14 protein-coding genes are annotated in these 18168 nt (G+C 70.2%); 9 read left to right on the top strand and 5 right to left on the bottom strand.

What is annotated here, in order from left to right; genetic code table 11:
- Positions 1-92 precede the first annotated feature (92 nt).
- The 5 genes from ACFUPX_RS06700 to ACFUPX_RS06720 are packed head-to-tail and all read left to right on the top strand — an operon-like array spanning position 93 to position 6747.
- The gene (locus tag ACFUPX_RS06700) at positions 93-1751 is read left to right on the top strand and encodes an ABC transporter substrate-binding protein (protein ID WP_383317086.1); all 1659 of its coding nucleotides are present in this window, start codon (positions 93-95) and stop codon (positions 1749-1751) included.
- 34 nt (positions 1752-1785) lie between these two features.
- The gene (locus ACFUPX_RS06705; protein WP_383317089.1) at positions 1786-2745 is read left to right on the top strand and encodes an ABC transporter permease; all 960 of its coding nucleotides are present in this window, start codon (positions 1786-1788) and stop codon (positions 2743-2745) included.
- Positions 2745-4769, top strand: a complete 2025-nt coding sequence (locus tag ACFUPX_RS06710) for a dipeptide/oligopeptide/nickel ABC transporter permease/ATP-binding protein (RefSeq protein WP_383317092.1) — start codon at positions 2745-2747, stop codon at positions 4767-4769. Before ACFUPX_RS06705 ends, ACFUPX_RS06710 begins: the two co-directional genes overlap by 1 nt.
- The gene (locus ACFUPX_RS06715) at positions 4766-5815 is read left to right on the top strand and encodes an oligopeptide/dipeptide ABC transporter ATP-binding protein (protein WP_383317095.1); all 1050 of its coding nucleotides are present in this window, start codon (positions 4766-4768) and stop codon (positions 5813-5815) included. The genes ACFUPX_RS06710 and ACFUPX_RS06715 overlap by 4 nt, the downstream gene beginning before the upstream one ends.
- On the top strand, positions 5812-6747 hold the full coding sequence (locus ACFUPX_RS06720) for a dihydrodipicolinate synthase family protein (protein ID WP_383317098.1): 936 nt from the start codon (positions 5812-5814) through the stop codon (positions 6745-6747). The genes ACFUPX_RS06715 and ACFUPX_RS06720 overlap by 4 nt, the downstream gene beginning before the upstream one ends.
- A 148-nt stretch (positions 6748-6895) precedes the next feature.
- Here ACFUPX_RS06720 and ACFUPX_RS06725 read toward each other — a convergent pair whose 3' ends face one another.
- From ACFUPX_RS06725 to leuA, 5 genes are all read right to left on the bottom strand, one after another.
- Positions 6896-7573: a response regulator gene (locus tag ACFUPX_RS06725; RefSeq protein WP_383317101.1), complete on the bottom strand. Its 678-nt coding sequence runs from the start codon at positions 7571-7573 to the stop codon at positions 6896-6898.
- Entirely contained in the window at positions 7570-8808 is a 1239-nt protein-coding gene (locus ACFUPX_RS06730) for a sensor histidine kinase (RefSeq protein ID WP_383317103.1), read from the bottom strand. Before ACFUPX_RS06730 ends, ACFUPX_RS06725 begins: the two co-directional genes overlap by 4 nt.
- Positions 8809-8882: 74 nt before the next feature.
- Positions 8883-10970 carry an MMPL family transporter gene (locus ACFUPX_RS06735; protein WP_383317106.1) on the bottom strand — a complete coding sequence of 696 codons (2088 nt, stop codon included), beginning with the start codon at positions 10968-10970 and terminating at the stop codon, positions 8883-8885.
- A 160-nt stretch (positions 10971-11130) separates the two neighbouring features.
- A complete protein-coding gene (locus ACFUPX_RS06740) occupies positions 11131-11865 on the bottom strand; it encodes a TerB family tellurite resistance protein (protein WP_383317109.1) in 735 nt (244 codons plus the stop codon).
- A 196-nt stretch (positions 11866-12061) separates the two neighbouring features.
- On the bottom strand, positions 12062-13789 hold the full coding sequence (leuA, locus tag ACFUPX_RS06745) for a 2-isopropylmalate synthase (protein WP_383317113.1): 1728 nt from the start codon (positions 13787-13789) through the stop codon (positions 12062-12064).
- Positions 13790-14086: 297 nt separating this feature from the next.
- Between leuA and ACFUPX_RS06750 the strand changes: the two genes are divergently transcribed.
- The 4 genes from ACFUPX_RS06750 to ACFUPX_RS06765 all read left to right on the top strand — a co-directional run bounded on the left by ACFUPX_RS06750 (position 14087) and on the right by ACFUPX_RS06765 (position 18142).
- Positions 14087-15160, top strand: coding sequence for a M4 family metallopeptidase (locus ACFUPX_RS06750; protein WP_383317116.1), 1074 nt, complete (start codon positions 14087-14089; stop codon positions 15158-15160).
- Between the two features lie 44 nt (positions 15161-15204).
- On the top strand, positions 15205-15471 hold the full coding sequence (locus ACFUPX_RS06755) for a protealysin inhibitor emfourin (protein ID WP_383317119.1): 267 nt from the start codon (positions 15205-15207) through the stop codon (positions 15469-15471).
- Between the two features lie 74 nt (positions 15472-15545).
- Positions 15546-16907, top strand: a complete 1362-nt coding sequence (locus tag ACFUPX_RS06760; RefSeq protein ID WP_383317122.1) for a GH1 family beta-glucosidase — start codon at positions 15546-15548, stop codon at positions 16905-16907.
- A complete protein-coding gene (locus ACFUPX_RS06765; protein WP_383317125.1) occupies positions 16904-18142 on the top strand; it encodes an MFS transporter in 1239 nt (412 codons plus the stop codon). The genes ACFUPX_RS06760 and ACFUPX_RS06765 overlap by 4 nt, the downstream gene beginning before the upstream one ends.
- Positions 18143-18168: the final 26 nt, after the last annotated feature.

Below are 18168 nucleotides of genomic sequence, written 5' to 3' on the forward strand. Positions count from 1 at the left end.
GCGATCTCTTGACCGGCCCCCGCAGCGCTCTTATGGTCGCCACGCCACCATGACGTAGGACGTGGGATCTCTCAAGGAGCAAGGGAGACACAGTGAGCGACCAGAAGACCAGCATCGGCTCCACCGGACACCCCGGACCCGCACCGGACCGCCGCTCCTTCCTCAAGTACACCGGTGCGCTGGGCGCGGCCGCCGCCATCACCACCACGCTCTCCGCCTGCTCGTCTGGGCCCGAGTCCACGAACGACACCGGCGAGGGCGGCGGGACCGGAGGTGATTCCACCCTCACCGCCGTCATCGGCTATGGGAACGACGGCAGTTGGGATCCGACGCAGACCGCGTCCGCCTTCGCGATGGCCGGCAACGAGCACATCTACGAGGGGCTGCTCAACACCGACCCCATCACCCGCGAGCCGTATGCCGCGCTGGCCACGGAGATCCCGACCGACGACAAGGCGACCACCTGGAAGTTCACGCTGCGGCCCGGCGCCAAGTGGCACGACGGGAAGCCCGTCACCGCCGACGACGTGGTGTTCGTCTTCGACCGCATCCTGGACCCGAAGACCCAGACCCTGGCCAAGGGCTTCTTCGAGAGCTGGCTGAAGGGGGTCAAGAAGGTCGACGCGACCTCCGTCGAGCTGACCCTGAAGTTCCCGTTCCCGGACGGCCTCGCCCGGCTCTCCCTCGCCAAGATCATGCCGAAGCACGTCTTCTCCCGGCCCGGCGCCTGGGACGAGGCGACCAAGGGCAAGGCGGTGGGCTCGGGACCGTACAAGCAGGCGTCGCACGCGCCGAAGTCCAACACCACCTTCGAGGCCTTCGCCGACTACAACGGCCCGCGCAAGGCCGCCTTCAAGAAGATGAACTGGCTGACCATCGTGGACGCGGCGCCCCGCGTCGCGAAGATCTCCGGCGGCAGCGCGGACTCGGAGATCTCGGACAACATCCCGTACGCCAACATCGAGCAGCTCAAGAAGGGCGGGCTCAGCGTCGAGGGCGGGGCGGGGATGAACAACCTGTTCCTGATGTTCAACACCGCGCACAAGCCCTTCGACGACGTACGCGTGCGCCAGGCCCTGCACTACGCCATCGACACCGAGAAGATGATCCAGGTCGCGCTCAAGGGCCACGGCAAGGCGTCGACCTCGTTCCTCAACGAGTCCAACCCCACCTACCGCCCGGCGAAGACGGTCTACGCGTACGACCCCAAGAAGGCGAAGAAGCTTCTGAAGGAAGCCGGGGTCAAGGATCTGTCGATCAACCTCATGGCGGTGAACGTGAGTTGGATCGTCGACTGCCTGCCGACCATCAAGGCCTCCTGGGACGCGATCGGCGTCAAGACGACCCTGGACCCGCAGGAGACCACAGCCGTCTTCACCAAGATGGACCAGAAGAAGGACTACCAGGTCGTCGCCGCCGCCTCGAACCCGAACCAGTTCGGCATCGAGGCCGACCTGATCATGCACTACAACTACGGGCCCGAGAACCTGTGGATGGGGTACGCCCGTTGGGCGGGCAACTCCACCGCCAAGAAGCTCTTCAAGGACATGGACCAGGCGACGCGCGAGCCCGACGCGACCAAGAAGAAGGCCATGGTCCAGGACTACATCGACACCGTCGCCGAGCAGGCGGTGATCTATCCGGTCGTCCACAACGAGCTGATGACCGCATGGGACCCCAAGAAGCTCACCGGCATCAAGGCCCAGCCCTACCCCGGCATCAATCTCCTCCAGGCCAAGTGGGCCAAGTAGCCCGCCCAGCACCGTCGTTGGGAGTCACACCGACGTGACCGCGATCGTCAGAATCCTGGCCCGCCGCCTCGCCCTGCTCATCCCCCTGCTGCTCGGCATCGTCCTGTTCGTCTTCCTCGTGATGCGGTTCTCCGACATCGATCCGGCGTCGGCGTTCTACCAGGGCGCCAATCCGACCGAGGAGCAGCTGCACCAGTTCCGCGAGGACAACGGGCTGCTCGATCCGCTGCCGGTGCGCTACTTCGCCTTCGTCGGTGATCTGGTCCAGGGCGACATGGGCATCAGCGTGCTCACCCGCTCACCGGTGGTGGACCAGGTCACCACCGCGCTTCCGCTCACCATGCAGCTCACCTTCATGGGGCTCGGCATCGCGGTGGTCATCTCAGCTCTGCTCGGCGTGACCGCCGCGATCTACCGCGACCGGCTGCCCGACCAGCTCATCCGGGTCCTCTCGCTGACCGGTGTGGCGGCGCCCGGCTTCTGGCTCGCGCTGCTGATGATCCAGTATCTGGCGGTGGAGGCGGGCTGGTTCCCGACCGGTGGATACGTCAACCCCGCCGACTCCTTCACCGGCTGGCTCAAGTCGATGACGCTGCCGGCCCTCGCGCTCTCCCTGCCGGTGGCCGCCGGGCTCACCCGCATCATCCGTACGGCCGTGGTCGAGGAGCTCGACAAGGACTACGTACGGACGGCGATCGGCAGCGGTCTGCCGCCGGTCGTGGTCGTCGGCCGCAACGTCCTGCGCAACGCCCTCATCAACCCGCTGACCGTGCTCGGCCTGCGCGTCGGCTATCTGCTCGGCGGCGCGGTCGTCATCGAGACGATCTTCTCGCTGCCCGGCATGGGGAAGCTGATGATCGACGCCGTGAAGAACGGCGACCCGGCCGTCGTGCAGGGGGTCGTCATCACGACCGCCGTCGGCTTCGTGGTCGTCAACCTGGTCCTCGACATCCTCCATCTGCTGGTCAATCCGCGCCTGAGGGGCAGTGCCTGATGATCATGTCGCGCAAGGCTCTGACGGAGCGGCTCTCGCGGCCCGGGATCCGCCTGCGGTCACTTCGCCGCCTTCCCGTCCTCTCCCGTGTCGCGGTGGGCGTCGTCGGGGTGGTCGTCCTCGTGGCGCTCTTCGCGCCGCTGATCGCGCCGCACGACCCGCTCGACCAGCAGCCGCAGGTCGACGGCACGGGACACCCGTCGGCCGACCACTGGATGGGGCAGGACAGCCTGGGCCGGGACATTCTCAGCAGGCTGATGTACGGGGCCCGCTGGTCCCTGGCGATCGGGCTCGGGGCGACGCTGCTCGCCCTGCTCGTCGGCGCGGTGCTCGGCGCGATCGCGGCGACCTCGCGCAAGGCGGTCGACGAGACGCTGATGCGGTGCCTGGACATCGTGATGGCGTTTCCGGGGATCGCGCTCGCGGCCGTGCTCGTGGCGGTCTTCGGCGGCGGCATCACCGTCCTGATCTGCGCCATCGCGTTCCTGTTCACCCCGCCGATCGCCCGGGTCGTGCGCGCGAACGTGATGGATCAGTACGGCGAGGACTACGTCGTCGCCGAACGCATCGTCGGCGCCCGCACCCCGCACATCCTCGTCAGGCACGTGGCCATCAACTGCGCGGCGCCCATCCTGGTGTTCTGCACGGTGCAGGTCGCCGAGGCCATCGTCTTCGAGGCCTCGCTGTCCTTCATCGGAGCGGGCGTACGGCCTCCGGACCCGTCCTGGGGCAGCGTCATCGCGGACGGCAAGAACATGGTGCTGATCGGCGGCTGGTGGGCGACGGTCTTCCCCGGCCTCCTGATGCTGATCACGGTCCTGGCCCTGAACATCCTCTCCGAGGGCGTATCGGACGCGTGGGCGGCGCCCGCGACGCGCGACGTGCTGCCGGGCGCGGCCCGCGAGGAGGACGGGGAGGGGGATCGGGAGGACCAGGAGGACCGCCTCGAAGCTCCCGAGCCGGGCAGCGGCAGGGTCCTGGAGCTGCCGGGACTTACGGAAGCGGCCCAGCGGCTGCGCGCACGCGCACGACCGCTCCCCGAGGGGACACCGGTCCTGACGGTCTCCGACCTCGCGATCGGCTTCGATGCCCGGCACGGCGGCGTGGACATCGTCGACGGCATCAGTTTCCACGTACGTCCGGGTGAAGTACTGGGCCTGGTGGGCGAGTCGGGCTGCGGCAAGTCGCTCACCGCGCTGACCGTCATGGGCCTGGAGCCGAAGGGTGCCCGCGTCGGCGGTCAAGTGACGTTCGACGGCGAGCAGTTGATCGGCATGCCGATGCGGGTCCGCAGGCGGCTGCTCGGCCACGACATGGCGATGATCTACCAGGACGCGCTGTCGTCGCTGAACCCCGCGATGACGGTCCGCTCCCAGCTCAAGCAGGTCGTACGAAGAGGGGGGCGCCGCACGGCGGTCGAGCTCCTCGAACTGGTCGGCCTGGACCCGGACCGCACCCTGCGCAGCTACCCGCACGAACTGTCGGGGGGCCAGCGGCAGCGCGTACTGATCGCCATGGCGCTCTCCCGCGACCCGAAGTTGATCGTCGCGGACGAGCCGACGACGGCCCTGGACGTCACCGTCCAGGCCCAGGTGATTCAACTCCTCCTGCGCCTGCGCGAGGAGCTCGGCTTCGCGCTGATCCTCGTCTCGCACGACCTGGCGCTCGTCGCGGACGTCACCGACCGGGTGGTGGTCATGTACGGGGGCCAGATCGTCGAGACGGGCGTGACGGCGGACCTCGTCGAGACGCCGTCGCACCACTACACGCGCGGCCTGCTGGGCTCGGTGCTCTCGCTCGAATCGGCGGCGGAACGCCTGACCCAGATCAAGGGCGTGGTCCCTTCGCCCGCCGATTTCCCCGCGGGCTGCCGGTTCGCGGACCGGTGCCCGCTGGCGAGCGAGGTGTGCCGCAGCACGGCGCCTCGACTCGTGGGCGGGACCCGGCACTCCATCGCCTGCCACCACCCGGCGCAGCAGCCGCCGAGAGTGCCGGAGTCCAGCGGAAGCGGGGCCCTCAAGTGACCACCCGAAGGCCCGAAGACCTGATCACCCTCGCCGACGCGCACGTCGTGCACCGGGCGCGCTCGGGCGGACTGTTCTCGCGGGATCGTGTGTACGCCCTGACCGGCGCCGATCTGGCCATCGCGCCCGGCGAGACGGTGGGCGTGGTGGGTGAGTCGGGGTGCGGCAAGTCGACGCTCGCCAAGGTGCTCGTGGGGGTGCAGCCGCCCACGGCGGGCACGGTGTCCTTCCGGGGGCAGGACCTGTGGACGATGAAGCCCGCCGAGCGGCGGGCCGCGATCGGCCGGAACACCGGGATGATCTTCCAGGACCCGTCGACCGCCCTGAACCGCAGGCTGACGGTGCGCCAGATCCTCCGCGATCCGCTGGATGTCCACAGGGTGGGGACGGCCGCGCAACGTGACGTACGGGTGCGGGAGTTGATGTCACTGGTCGGCCTGCCCAAGGTCCTTGCGGACGGGCTGCCCGGTCAGCTCTCCGGCGGGCAGCGCCAGCGCGTGGCGATCGCGCGCGCACTGGCGCTGGAACCCGAGCTGGTGGTGGCGGACGAGCCGACGAGCGCGCTCGACGTCTCCGTGCGCGCCCAGATCCTCAACCTCCTCCTGGACCTGAAGGAGCGGCTCGGTCTGGCCCTGGTCTTCGTGTCGCACGACATCCAGACGGTGCGCAGGATGAGCGACCGGGTCATCACCATGTACTTGGGCAGGATCGTGGAGGAGTCGCCGGCGCGGGAGATCCTGGACCGAGCGCGCCACCCGTACACCCGGGCTCTCTTCTCCGCGACGCCCGGCCTTCTCGACCCCATCGACCCGATCCCGCTCGTCGGCCCGGTGCCGTCGGCCACGCGACCGCCGAGCGGATGCCCGTTCCGTACGCGGTGCTGGAAGGCGGACGAGGCCTGCGCCGCCGCCATGCCGGACTTCGCTGCGACGGAGGGGTCGGGACACCGCTACCGCTGCCACCATCCCGTACGGGACGGCCAGTCCACGCACGAGCTAGTGATCCAGTCCGCCGCCACGGACGCGAGCCCCAGGGAGACTCCATGACCATGCCCACCCCGCTGACCGGTGTCGTACCGCCCGTCTGCACCCCTCTGACGCCGGACCACGAGGTGGACGTCCCCTCCCTGATCAGGCTGGTCGACCACCTGGTGGCCGGTGGCGTCGACGGTCTCTTCGTCCTGGGCTCGTCGTCGGAGGCGGCGTTCCTGACGGATGCTCAGCGCAGGCTCGTGATCGAGACGGTGGCGGGGCATGTCGGGGGTCAACTGCCGGTCCTGGCTGGGGCGATCGACATGGCGACGCCGAGGGTCCTGGACCACGTCAGGTCGGTGACGGCGGCAGGGGCGGACGGTGTGGTGGTGACGGCTCCCTTCTACACGCGCACGCACCCGGCCGAGGCGGCACGTCACTTCCGCCTGGTGGCGGCGGGATCTGCGGTGCCGGTCTTCGCGTACGACCTTCCCGTGGCGGTCCACTCCAAGCTGGACGCGGAGTTGGTCCTTGAGCTGGCCGCGGAGGGGGTGCTCGCCGGGCTGAAGGACTCCAGCGGGGAGGAGGGGAACTTCCGGGAGGTGGTGCTGGGGGCGCGGGGACGGGCCGATGTGTCCGGCTTCAGCGTGCTGACGGGGTCGGAGACGACGGTGGACGCGGCGTTGGCGATGGGGGCGGACGGGGTGGTGCCGGGGCTCGGGAATGTGGACCCCGGGGGGTATGCGCGGCTGTACCGGTACTGCCGGGAGGGGGACTGGGTGCGGGCTCGGGGGGAGCAGGAGAGGTTGTGCGGGCTGTTCGGGATGGTGCGGGTGGGGGATTCCGGGCGGATGGGGGGTGGTTCGTCGGCGCTGGGTGCGTTCAAGGCGGCGCTGTATTTGCGGGGGGTGATTTCTTGTCCGGTTACTGCGGAGCCGCAGGTCCCCCTGTCGGCGGGGGAAGTTGAGCGGGTGGGGAAGTTCTTGGCGGGGGCGGGGTTGTTGTAGGCGGGCCTTTTCTCTCCCCCACCCCGCCCCTTCCCGCAAACCCACTCGGCGCAGGGGCCTTGGTTGCCGTGGATCACCGGCTTCGCCGAGTTCGTCCTCAAACGCCGGACGGGCTGAGATGCAGCCCGTCCAGCCCCACTCGGGCCCCCTACGGCTCCCCCGCCACCCCCGGCCGCACCAGCCCCGACTCATACGCCACGATCACCAGCTGCGCCCGGTCCCGCACTCCCAGCTTGCCCATGATCCGGCTGACATGGGTCTTCGCCGTCAGGGGGCTCAGACCCAGCGTCTCCGCGATCTCCGTGTTGTTGAGGCCCCGCGCCACCAGGGCGAGCACCTGGCACTCCCGATCCGAAAGGCCCTCGGGACCTCCCGGTCCCGCGACCGGCGGCTCCGGCGCCCGCAGAACTCTCTCGATCAGCCTCGACGTAGGTCCAGGGGAGAGCAGCGAATCCCCGGCCGCCACCGTACGGATGGCCTCGAGCAGTTCGCCAGGCTTGGTGTCCTTCACCAGGAACCCGGACGCCCCCGCCCGCAATGCCTCGAAGACGTGCTCGTCCGTGTCGTACGTCGTCAGCATCAACACCTTCACCCCCGCCAGGTCCTCGTCGTCGGCGAGCAGCCGCGTCGCCTCGATCCCGTTCAGATCGGGCATCCGGATGTCCATGACGATGAGATCGGCCCGATCCGACCGGGCAAGCTCGACCGCGGCCCGTCCCGTCCCCGCCTGCCCCACCACCTCCATGTCCGGGGCGGACTCGACCAGCATCGCGAAGGCCGCCCGCACCAGGGTCTGGTCGTCGGCGAGCAGTACGCGGATCTTCATCGAAGTCCTCCCACGGACACCAGGGGCAGCACGGCCGACACAGCGAACCCCCCGCTTTCCCGAGGCCCCGCCTCCAACGTGCCGCCCACGCTCCGGGCCCGCTCCCGCATTCCGACGAGGCCGAATCCGGGGGTGTGGGACGGGTCAGGGGCGGCGGCAGCCCCATCATCCGTGACGGTCACCCGCAGCGCCGCCCCTTCGCTCCGAATCCCCACCCGGATCGTGAGCCCGGGTCCGCCGTGCCGCACCGCGTTCGTCAGCGCCTCCTGCACGATCCGATAGGCCGCGGCGCCCACGGCCGGCGGCGCCTGAGCCTCGCGCAGCGCCAGATCGACCTCCGCGCCCGAGGTGCGCGCGGCCGCCGCCAGATCGGCCAACCCGTCGAGCCCCGGCAGCGGGCCCCTCGTCTCGTCCGGCCCGACGTCCCTCAACACCTCCAGCGTGGCTCGGAGTTCACTCCGCGCGGAGCGGCAGGTATCGGCGATGTCATCCAGCGCCTTCGCCACCGCCGCCCGGTCCAGGCGTTCGGGATCGGCGGCAAGGACGTGCGCCGCGACGGACGTCTGGACACCGACCAGGGTGATGCTGTGCGCGAGCAGGTCGTGCAGGTCGCGGGCGACCCGCAGTCTCTCCTCGGCGACCCGCCGCCGCGCCTCTTCCTCGCGCGTACGCTCCGCCCGCTCGGCACGCTCCAGCGCAGAGACGACGTACTGGCGGTGGATGCGCACGTACACACCGAGCAGCAGTACGGCGACGATCCAGCCGGACATCCGCAGCACTTCCGCCACTTGGTGCGGGGACACTCTCACGTTGCCGCCCACCATCACGCCGACGATGATGCTGCCGGTGATCAGGGCGCGGCGCGGGCGCCCCGACACCGCGACGGTGTAGAGCGCGACCATGCCGACCGGGACGGCGGCCAGATGCGTGTAGTCGATGCCGTGGTACGGGCCGATGAAGGCGAGTACGGCGAGGAGCACGGGCAGCGGGCGGCTCCGCCGCCACACCAGCGGCACGTGGCCGCAGAGCAGCAGGCCCCATCCCAGGAGATCGGGCCGCCGCCCGTCCTCGACGAACGCGGCGAGCACGGCGGCCAGCACCGCGAGCCCCGCGGCGAGCAGCGCGTCGTGGCGCAGGGCACGCCGGCTGCCGGGCACGGCCCCCGTGAGGGCCAGCACACCACGCGGCGCCGGCGAACTCTCGTGAATCTCCTGATCCCTCTGCACCCGCGTCATGTCCACCACAGCTCCATCCTCCCGTACGAGGACGCCCCTCCGGCAGTGCGAGGGGCGTCCGATGTGGTCAACGGTCAGGGTGCGGTGGCCCGTTCGGGCTCGGGTTCCAGTGCAGGACCGGCGGCCTGCGCGGGACGCGACAGCTTGCCCGGCCACCACACCTTCCGGCCCAGCGCCACGCTCGCACTCGTGACCAGGTACGTCCGTACCAGGAACGTGTCGAGCAGAACCCCGACCGAGATCACGAAGCCCATCTCGACCAGCTGGACCAGCGGCATGTTGGTGAGCACCGCGAACGTCGCCGCGAGCACGATTCCCGCCGACGCGATGACGCCGCCCGTCGTCCGCAGCGCGGTCAGCGCGGCGTCCCCCGGTTCCGCCCCCGCGAGGGACTCCTCGCGCATGCGGTGCATCAGGAAGATGCCGTAGTCGACGCCCAAGGCGACCAGGAAGACGAAGGAGATCAGCCCGAGTCCCGGGTCCGTGCCCTCGAAGCCGAACAGCGGCTCGAAGACGAGGCCCGCGATACCCAGCGAGGCCCCCCACACCGCGATCACGGCGACGAGCAGCAGCAACGGCGCGACGAGGGACCGCAGCAGGGCCACCAGGATCAGCAGCACCGCCAGGAGGACCAGCGGGACGATGACCAGGGTGTCGCGGTCGTTCGTCTCCTTCAGGTCCAGCTGCTGGGCGCTGGATCCGCCCACGTACGAGCCGTCGAGATCGGCCCGTAGCTCCTTGATCGTCGCCGTCTCCCCCGCCGACTCGGGCGCGGCGGTCGCGATCACGGAGATCTCCGTCCAGCCCTTGGCCGTACGTCCCTTCTCCGCGCTGTCCACGCCCTTCATGCCCGTGATGTCGGCGAGGGTCGCCGTGGCGCTGTCCGCCGGGGTCATGACGCTGATGGGCTGGCTGCCGTGTTCGGGGTAGGCGCCTGCCAGGGTCTGCATCGCGGTGACCGACTCGGGAGTCTTGGTGAAGGAGTCCTCCTGCTTCATCGCGCCGGGCAGGTTCAGCGCCCCCAGGGCGAGTGCGCCGAGCAGCACGGCGCCGCCCGCGAGCACGGTGAGCGGCCTGCGTCCGGCCGAACTCCCCATCATGGTGAAGATGCTGCGCCTCTCCTTGGGACGGCTGCCGAAGGCCGGGATCAGCGGCCAGAACACCCGCCGCCCGAGCAGGACGAGCACCGCGGGGAGCAGGGTCAGCATGGCGACGAGCGCGCACAGCACACCGACCGCGCCGAGCGGGCCCATGCCCCGGCTGCTGTTGAGGTCGGCGGCGAGCAGGCAGAGCAGCCCCACGGCGACCGTTCCCGACGAGGCGATCACCGCAGGACCGCAGCCCCGAAGCGCGGCGACCATGGCGTCGTAGGGTCGCTCGATCCTGCGGAGTTCCTCGCGGTAGCGGGAGACGATGAGCAGCGCGTAGTCCGTGCCCGCGCCAAGGACGAGGATCGTCATCATGGAACTGCTCTGGCCGGTGACGGACATCCCGAAGCCTTCGTGCAGGCCGTATGCGACGCCCATCGCCAGGTAGTCCGCGACGCCCGCCACGGCGAGCGGCACGAGCCACAGGAGCGGGCTGCGGTAGATGAGGATCAGGAGCAGCGCGACGACTCCGGCGGTGGTGTAGAGCAGGGGTCCGCCGAGGGACTCGTAGACCTTGCCCGTGTCGGTGTCGAGCGCCCCCGAACCGCCCACGTCGACGCTGAGTCCGGCCTCGCCGTGCGCGATGTCGCGTACGTCTTCGACGAGCGCGTCCCTGGCCTCCTCGTCCTGACCCGGTTCGGTGCTCGCCACGGGGTACATCAGCGTGGTGCCGTCGTCGGACGGTACGGCGCGGGGGGTGCCGGTCAGTTCGTGCGCTTTGGCGACCTCGGCGACCTGGCTGCCCGCCTCCTTGCGGTCGGCGGCGGTCAGGCCGCCGTCACGGTGGTAGACGAGCACCAGTTCGGTGGCCTCGCCCCCGGGCAACTGGTCCTGGATCTTCGCCACTTCGGTGGAGTCGGCGCTCGCGGGGAGGTAGTCGACGATGCGGTCCTGCTGGACGTCGGCGAGCTTCGACGCGAAAGGCCCGGCGAGCGCCATGACGGCGACCCACAGCCCGAGGAGCGCCCAGGGCACGGCTCGTCGCCGTCGTGCGGTGGTCTGTTCGGCCCGCATGACGGGCCTCCTTCCGGCAGGATTGGCAGGTTGGGTGCCAACCCTTCCGGAGTGGACTGGACAATCCGTCGGGCGCGAGGGCGAGTTGGAGCGTACGGCGTGGGGAGGCGACGAAGCCGCGTTACTCCCGCGGGAGTACGGCAGCCGCCTCCCTGAGGCGTCAGAAGTGCGTCGTCCGCGCCGCCACCATCAGCCGTGTCACCTCGTCCGCGCCGATGGTCAGCGCGCCGCCCGCCGTGGCGAGCACCTCGCGTTCGGCGGGGGTGTACGGGCCGTCGGCGAGGGCGATCCGCGCGCCCTGGATCAGCAGGGCCTCGCGCCCGGCGGGGGCGAGGTGCGGGGCCAACGGGCCGAGCGCCTCGTGGAGTTCTATGGCCAGACCGGGTGCGCAGTCCGCCGCGGTGGCGCGGCCGGTGTCCGCGGCGAGCGCCTCGACGAGGGCGAGGAGCTGTTCCTCGCAGGCGTCGTCGTACCCCGCGCCGCGCAGCGCGCCGACGGCCGCGTCGAGCGTCGTGCGCGACGAGGTGCCGCCCGCGGCGAGGATCGCCAGGACGACGGTGTGCACGGCGTCACGCACCATGGCCGACAGGCGGGTGGTCGTGGGGTGGTCCAGGACGTCCGTGGCGAAGTGGTCGCCGCAGGCGGCGCACTCGACGATGGGGCCCGCGGAGCCGCGCGGCAGGACCGGGAGGCCGAGGAGGACGAAGCGGCGACGGCCGGTGCGGCGCTGGTAGTTGCGGTCACCGCCGCAGCCGGGGCAGAAGAACTCGCCGTCGCCGACGGTGGTCCAGGCCGTATGCACGCCGATCACTCGCCTGCGCAGGACACGCCCCCGCGAAACGGGCGTGGCGAAGATGCGGGATTCCCGGCCGTTTCGTCCCCGATCTGGCAGCACCACGCACCTCCGTAACGCCCCGGCATCATTGCCGCGTTGGGCGTGATGTTAGCCACATTGTTGATGTGGCGTCAGCACCCTGCACGAGAGATGGCCGGTAGACGTCCTGGACACGGTCGCACGCAAAAGCGCCGAACGGGCCCATTCGAGCCCGTCCGGCGCTTGCCGATCACTGCGTGGAGGCGTGCGGCGCTGGTCAGCGAGCCGCGCGGTTCACCGCGGAAACCGCGGCCTTCAGCGAGGCACGTGTCGTATTCGCGTCGATGCCGATGCCCCACAGGACCTGGTCGCCGATCGCGCACTCGATGTACGAAGCGGCCTGCGCGGAGGCTCCCTCGCTCATCGTGTGCTCCTGGTAGTCCAGGAGGCGTACGTCGATGCCGATGCCCTGCAGTGCGTGGAAGAAGGCCGAGATCGGGCCGTTGCCGGTGCCGGTCAGGACCGTGTCGGCGCCGTCGACGGTCGCCTCGACGGTCAGCGTGTCCGTGCCGTCCTTGTCGGTGGTGGTCTGGCCGTTCTTGACCTGGATGCGGCCCCACGGGTTCTCGGGGTTGGGCAGGTACTCGTCCTGGAAGATGCCCCAGATCGCGTCCGGCGTGACCTCGCCGCCGTCGGTGTCGGTCTTCGTCTGGATGATCTTGGAGAACTCGACCTGCATGCGGCGCGGCAGGTCCAGCTTGTGGTCGTTCTGCAGGACGTAGGCGATGCCGCCCTTGCCGGACTGCGAGTTGACGCGGATCACGGCCTCGTACGAACGGCCGACGTCCTTGGGGTCGATGGGCAGGTACGGGACGGCCCACTCGATGTCGTCGACCGTCTTGCCCTGCTGCTCGGCCCGGATGCCCATAGCCTCGAAGCCCTTCTTGATGGCGTCCTGGTGGGAGCCGGAGAAGGCGGTGTAGACGAGGTCGCCCGCGTACGGGTGGCGCGGGTGGACCTCCATCTGGTTGCAGTACTCGGCGGTGCGGCGGATCTCGTCGATGTCGGAGAAGTCGATCTGCGGGTCGACGCCCTGTGAGAACAGGTTCATGCCCAGCGTGACCAGGTCGACGTTGCCGGTGCGCTCGCCCTGGCCGAACAGGCAGCCCTCGATGCGGTCGGCGCCGGCCATGATGGCCAGCTCGGCGGCGGCGACGGCGGTGCCCCGGTCGTTGTGCGGGTGGACGGACAGGCAGACGTGCTCGCGGCGGCTCAGGTTGCGCGACATCCACTCGAAGCGGTCCGCGTGGGTGGAGGGCGTCGAACGCTCCACCGTGGCGGGCAGGTTGAGGATGATCTCGCGGCCCTCCGCGGGCTGCCACACGTCGCAGACGGCCTCGCAGACCTCCAGGGCGAAGTCCAGCTCGGTGTCCGTGAAGATCTCGGGGCTGTACTGGTAGCCGAAGACCGTCTCGGGGCCCAGCAGCTTCTCCGCGTACTCCATGACCAGGCGGGTGCCGTCGACGGCGATCTGCTTGACCGCGTCCTTCGAGCCGCGGAAGACGACCTCGCGCCAGACGGGCGCGGTCGCGTTGTACAGGTGGACGGTGGCGCGTTTGGCGCCGACCAGCGACTCGACGGTGCGGGAGATCAGCTCTTCGCGGGCCTGCGTCAGGACGGAGATCGTGACGTCGTCCGGGATCGCGCCGTCCTCGATGATCGACCGTACGAAGTCGAAGTCCGTCTGGCCCGACGAGGGGAAGCCGACCTCGATCTCCTTGTAGCCCATGCGGACCAGCAGGTCGAACATCTCGCGCTTGCGCGCGGGGGACATCGGGTCGATCAGCGCTTGGTTGCCGTCACGCAGGTCCGTGGAGAGCCAGCGGGGAGCGACGGTGATCCGGTTGTCCGGCCACGTGCGGTCGGGGATGTCGACCTGGTCGTACTGGCCGTACTTGTGGACCGGCATGGACGTGGCACGCTGCAGATTAGGCTTGATCGCCATGATGCGGGGGCTCCTCGGGAGTGTCCTTAAGGACGGCCGACGGTCGCTTCGCGAGCAACACCGAACTCCGCGGGGAGGGAGTCGGCCTCGACTACAGGCCCTCGCCGCGGCAGCTAAGGAGAAGCAGCCCGTAACGCATGATGCTCCGCAGCCTAGCCCAGCCGCGCTGTACGCGCGGATCCGTATCAGTATGCGGGATCGCCGACAGGTTACGGCCAAGAGGTGATCAATACCTCTATTTCACTAATCATGGTCGCAGGTAGTGACAGTGGCATGACCCAGTGCCACATTGCCGCCATGACCGCCAATCCAGGCTTCGAGCCTGTCTTCTGCACCATCATCCCGCCCCACGTGCTCGACACTCTGGCCCAGAGTGACGACGCCGCCCTCGCAGGACCCGCCCGTCGCACCCTGGAACGGGACTCCATCGAGCGCACCCACCGCCGTCTGACCACGGTCATCGGCGCCCCGTCCGTCTCCCTGCCCAAGGAAGCCGCGGAGAGCAAACCGCACCGGACGATCTACGACGCCAGGCACAAGACCGAGCTGCCGGGCCGCAAGGTCCGCGGCGAGGGCGAGAAGCCCGGCAAGGACGCGACCGTCAACCGCGCGTACGCGGGCCTCGGCGCGACCTTCGACCTGTACCTCAAGACGTACCAGCGCAACTCCATCGACGGCAGCGGTCTGCCGCTGAACGCGACGGTCCACTACGGCGAGAACTACGGGAACGCCTTCTGGAACGGCGAGCAGATGGTGTTCGGCGACGGTGACGGCGAGATCTTCCTCGACTTCACCATCCCGGTGGACGTGATCGGCCACGAGCTGACGCACGGCGTCGTGCAGTACACGGCGAACCTCACGTACTTCGGCCAGCCCGGCGCCCTGAACGAATCGTGCGCCGACGTCTTCGGCTCGCTGATCAAGCAGTACACGCTCGGCCAGAGCGCCTCCGAGGCCGACTGGCTGATCGGCGCCGGACTGCTCGCCCCGCGCGTGACGGGCAAGGCGCTGCGCTCCATGAAGGAGCCCGGCACGGCGTACGACGACGACGTGCTCGGCAAGGACCCGCAGCCCGCCGACATGGACCACTACGTCCGCACGGGCCGCGACAACGGCGGCGTGCACATCAACTCCGGCATCCCCAACCGCGCCTTCTACCTGGTCGCCGAGGCGCTCGGCGGCAACGCCTGGGAGCGGGCGGGGCAGATCTGGTACGCCGTCCTGACCGGCGGCGAGCTCGCGCAGGACGCGTCCTTCGTGGACTTCGCGAAGCTGACGGTGGCCGCGGCGCGCGCCAAGTACGGCGACGGCGACGAGCACAAGGCCGTCATCGACGCGTGGTCCACGGTCAAGGTGCCGGCCACCGACTGACGGATGCGCTACCGGCAGGCCACCCAGTGGAGTAGACAGGATCCATGCGTATCCAGGTGAAGCGCACGGGAGGATTCGCGGGCATCGAGCGGCACGCCGAGATCGACACCTCGGCACTGCCCGATGCCCACGAGTGGCAGGCCCTGGCCCAGGAGGCCGTGGCCGAGGGCCGGAGCACCCCGCCGATAGGGGTGCCGGACGGCTTCAACTACCAGCTCACCGTCGACGGGCACACGGTGTACTGCTCGGATCCACGCCTGACCGATCCGCAGCGCAGGCTGATCACCCGCGTCCTCAAGGAGGGGGCGTAGAACGTGATAAGTGTTCACCTTTTCTGAGGTACGCCCATTGACTTCCGTGCGCGGCCGTACGGAAGATCGCGCCCATGGCAGCGAGCGATGCGCGCGAACCACTACCTCAGTTCCCCCGCGGCTTCCTGTGGGGGGTGTCCACATCGGCTCATCAGATCGAGGGCGCCGTCGACGAGCGCGGCCCCTCGGTCTGGGACGCGTTCACCGCGGTGCCGGGCCGGGTGAAGGACGCCTCGACGGCCGCCGTGGCCTGCGACCACTACCACCGCTACCGCGAAGACGTCGCGCTCATCCGGGAGTTGGGGGTGGGCGGCTACCGCTTCTCGGTGTCGTGGCCGCGCGTCCTGCCGGACGGCGCGGGTCAGGTGAGCGCCGCGGGCCTGGACTTCTACGACCGCCTCGTCGACGAGCTGTGCGCGGCCGGGGTGAGCCCCGTCCCCACGCTCTTCCACTGGGACACCCCGCTCGCGCTCGCCTCCGACGGCGGCTGGCTGCGGCGGGACACGGCCGAGCGCTTCGCCGAGTACGCGGCCGTGGTGGCCGCCCGCATCGGTGACCGCGCCAAGAAGTGGATCACCCTCAACGAACCCGCCGAGCACACCCTCCTCGGCCACGCCCTGGGCCAGCACGCTCCCGGCGAGCAGCTCATGTTCGACGCGCTGCCGGTGGCGCACCACCAGCTCCTCGCGCACGGCCTCGCGGTACGGGCGCTGCGGGCCGCCGGTGTCACGGACATCGGGATCGCCAATTCGCACGGCCCGACCTGGCCCGCGTCGGCATCGGCACAGGACACGGAGGCGGCGGACTTCTACGACGTACTCCTGAACCGCCTCTTCGCCGACCCGCTGATCCTGGGCCACTACCCCGAAGGCATCGCCGAGTTGATGCCGGGCGGTGACATCGAGGCGGACCTGAAGGTCATCGCGGAGCCGATCGACTGGTACGGGATCAACTTCTACCAGCCGACGAAGGTGGGCGCCCCGCTCCCGGCGGCGGCGCCGACGGAGTTCTCCGGCCTGACGCTGCCGCCCGAACTCCCTTTCTCACCCAGGGAGATCGAGGGGCGTCCCGTGACGGACTTCGGCTGGCCGGTGGTCCCGGAATCGCTCACCGAACTGCTGCTTGGCTTCCGCGAGCGGTACGGCGACCGGCTGCCGCCGCTGGTGATCACCGAGAACGGCTGCTCGTACGAGGGGCTCGACGACCAGCGGCGGATCGACTACCTCGACGGCCATCTCCGCGCGCTGCACCGGGCGTTGGAGCAGGGCGTCGACGTGCGCGGGTACTTCGTCTGGTCCCTGATGGACAACTTCGAGTGGGCGGAGGGCTACCGGCAGCGCTTCGGCCTCGTCCACGTCGACTACACCACCCTTGAGCGCACCCCGAAGGCGTCGTACGCGTGGCTGCGCGAGACGCTGCGGGCGCAGCGGGCATGACCGCCACCGCCCTGCGGGAGCCGACCGAGCGGGTCGGGCGGAGCTGGACGTCCGCGCTCTCGCTCGCCAACGGCGCGATCTGGGTGGGCTGGTACGGCCCGCTGCAGATCCTGCTCGCCCTCCAGGCGGAGGACCTCGCCCCGGCCGGTACGTCGAAGGAGACGGTCCTCGCGTGGGTGGCGGGCGCGGGGGCCGTGGTGTCCCTCGCGTCGAACCCGCTCTTCGGCGCCCTCTCGGACCGGACGGTGTCGCGCTTCGGGCGGCGCACGCCGTGGATCGTGGCGGGCGCGGCGGGCGGCGCGGCCTCGCTCCTGCTGCTTTCGGCCGCGGGGTCCGTGTGGTGGATGGCGGCGGGCTGGTGCCTGGTCCAGCTCACCCTGAACGCCGCGTTCGCCGCGGTCACGGCGGCGGTGCCCGACCGGGTGCCGAGGCTCCAGCGGGGCGCGGTGGGCGGCTGGCTCGGGGCGGCGCAGATCCTGGGCGTGGTGGTGGGGACGGGCCTGGCGACGGCCGCCGGGGGCGTGGGCGCGGGATACGCGGCGTGCGCGGTGTTCACGCTGGTGGGGGTCATGCCGTACGTCCTGCGCCACCGGGACCTGCGCCTCGCGCCGCGGGACAGGCCGCCGTTCGCGTGGCGCTCGTTCGCCACCTCGTTCTGGCTGAGCCCGCGCCGCCACCCGGACCTGGGCTGGGCCTGGCTGACCCGCTTTCTGATCAACCTCAGCAACGCCCTGGTCCTGCTCTATCTCCTCTACTACCTGCGGGACCGCCTCGACCACCCCGACCCGGACCAGGGCGTACTGATCCTCACGGCGGTGAACGGCGTGACGCTGCTCGCGACGGTGGTCGTGGGCGGCGTCTGGTCGGACCGCGTGGGCCGCCGCAAGCCGTTCGTGCTCTGGTCGGGCGTCCTGATGGCGGTGGCGACGGCCGTGCTGTCCGGCTGGCAGACGTGGCCGGGCGCGATCGTCGCGGCGGCGGTGCTGGGGGTGGGCTTCGGCGTCTTCACGTCGGTGGACTTCGCCCTGATGACGGACGTACTCCCCAAGGCCATGGACCGGGGCAAGGACATGGGCGTCATCAACATCGCCAACTCCCTGCCCCAGGTCGCCGCCCCGGCCCTCGCCGCCCCGATCGTGACGCACCTGGGCGGCTACCGGGTGCTGTACCTGGTGGCGGCCGCGATCGGGCTTGCGGGGGCGGTGCTCGTGACGCGGATCAGGGGCGTGGAGTAGCCGGGGGCCCGCGGGGGCTCGGCGCC

It is taken from the genome of Streptomyces sp. NPDC057302 (genome assembly GCF_042667685.1).
Taxonomy (GTDB): Bacteria; Actinomycetota; Actinomycetes; order Streptomycetales; family Streptomycetaceae; genus Streptomyces.

Bases quoted from the DNA above. Each gene is read 5' to 3' on its own strand.
- ACFUPX_RS06710 (WP_383317092.1), top strand. From the start codon at position 2,745: ATGATCATGTCGCGCAAGGCTCTGACGGAGCGGCTCTCGCGGCCCGGG.
- ACFUPX_RS06720 (WP_383317098.1), top strand. From the start codon at position 5,812: ATGACCATGCCCACCCCGCTGACCGGTGTCGTACCGCCCGTCTGCACC.
- ACFUPX_RS06725 (WP_383317101.1), bottom strand. From the start codon at position 7,573: ATGAAGATCCGCGTACTGCTCGCCGACGACCAGACCCTGGTGCGGGCG.
- ACFUPX_RS06730 (WP_383317103.1), bottom strand. From the start codon at position 8,808: ATGACGCGGGTGCAGAGGGATCAGGAGATTCACGAGAGTTCGCCGGCG.
- ACFUPX_RS06735 (WP_383317106.1), bottom strand. From the start codon at position 10,970: ATGCGGGCCGAACAGACCACCGCACGACGGCGACGAGCCGTGCCCTGG.
- leuA (WP_383317113.1), bottom strand. From the start codon at position 13,789: ATGGCGATCAAGCCTAATCTGCAGCGTGCCACGTCCATGCCGGTCCAC.
- ACFUPX_RS06750 (WP_383317116.1), top strand. From the start codon at position 14,087: ATGACCGCCAATCCAGGCTTCGAGCCTGTCTTCTGCACCATCATCCCG.
- ACFUPX_RS06755 (WP_383317119.1), top strand. From the start codon at position 15,205: ATGCGTATCCAGGTGAAGCGCACGGGAGGATTCGCGGGCATCGAGCGG.
- ACFUPX_RS06760 (WP_383317122.1), top strand. From the start codon at position 15,546: ATGGCAGCGAGCGATGCGCGCGAACCACTACCTCAGTTCCCCCGCGGC.
- ACFUPX_RS06765 (WP_383317125.1), top strand. From the start codon at position 16,904: ATGACCGCCACCGCCCTGCGGGAGCCGACCGAGCGGGTCGGGCGGAGC.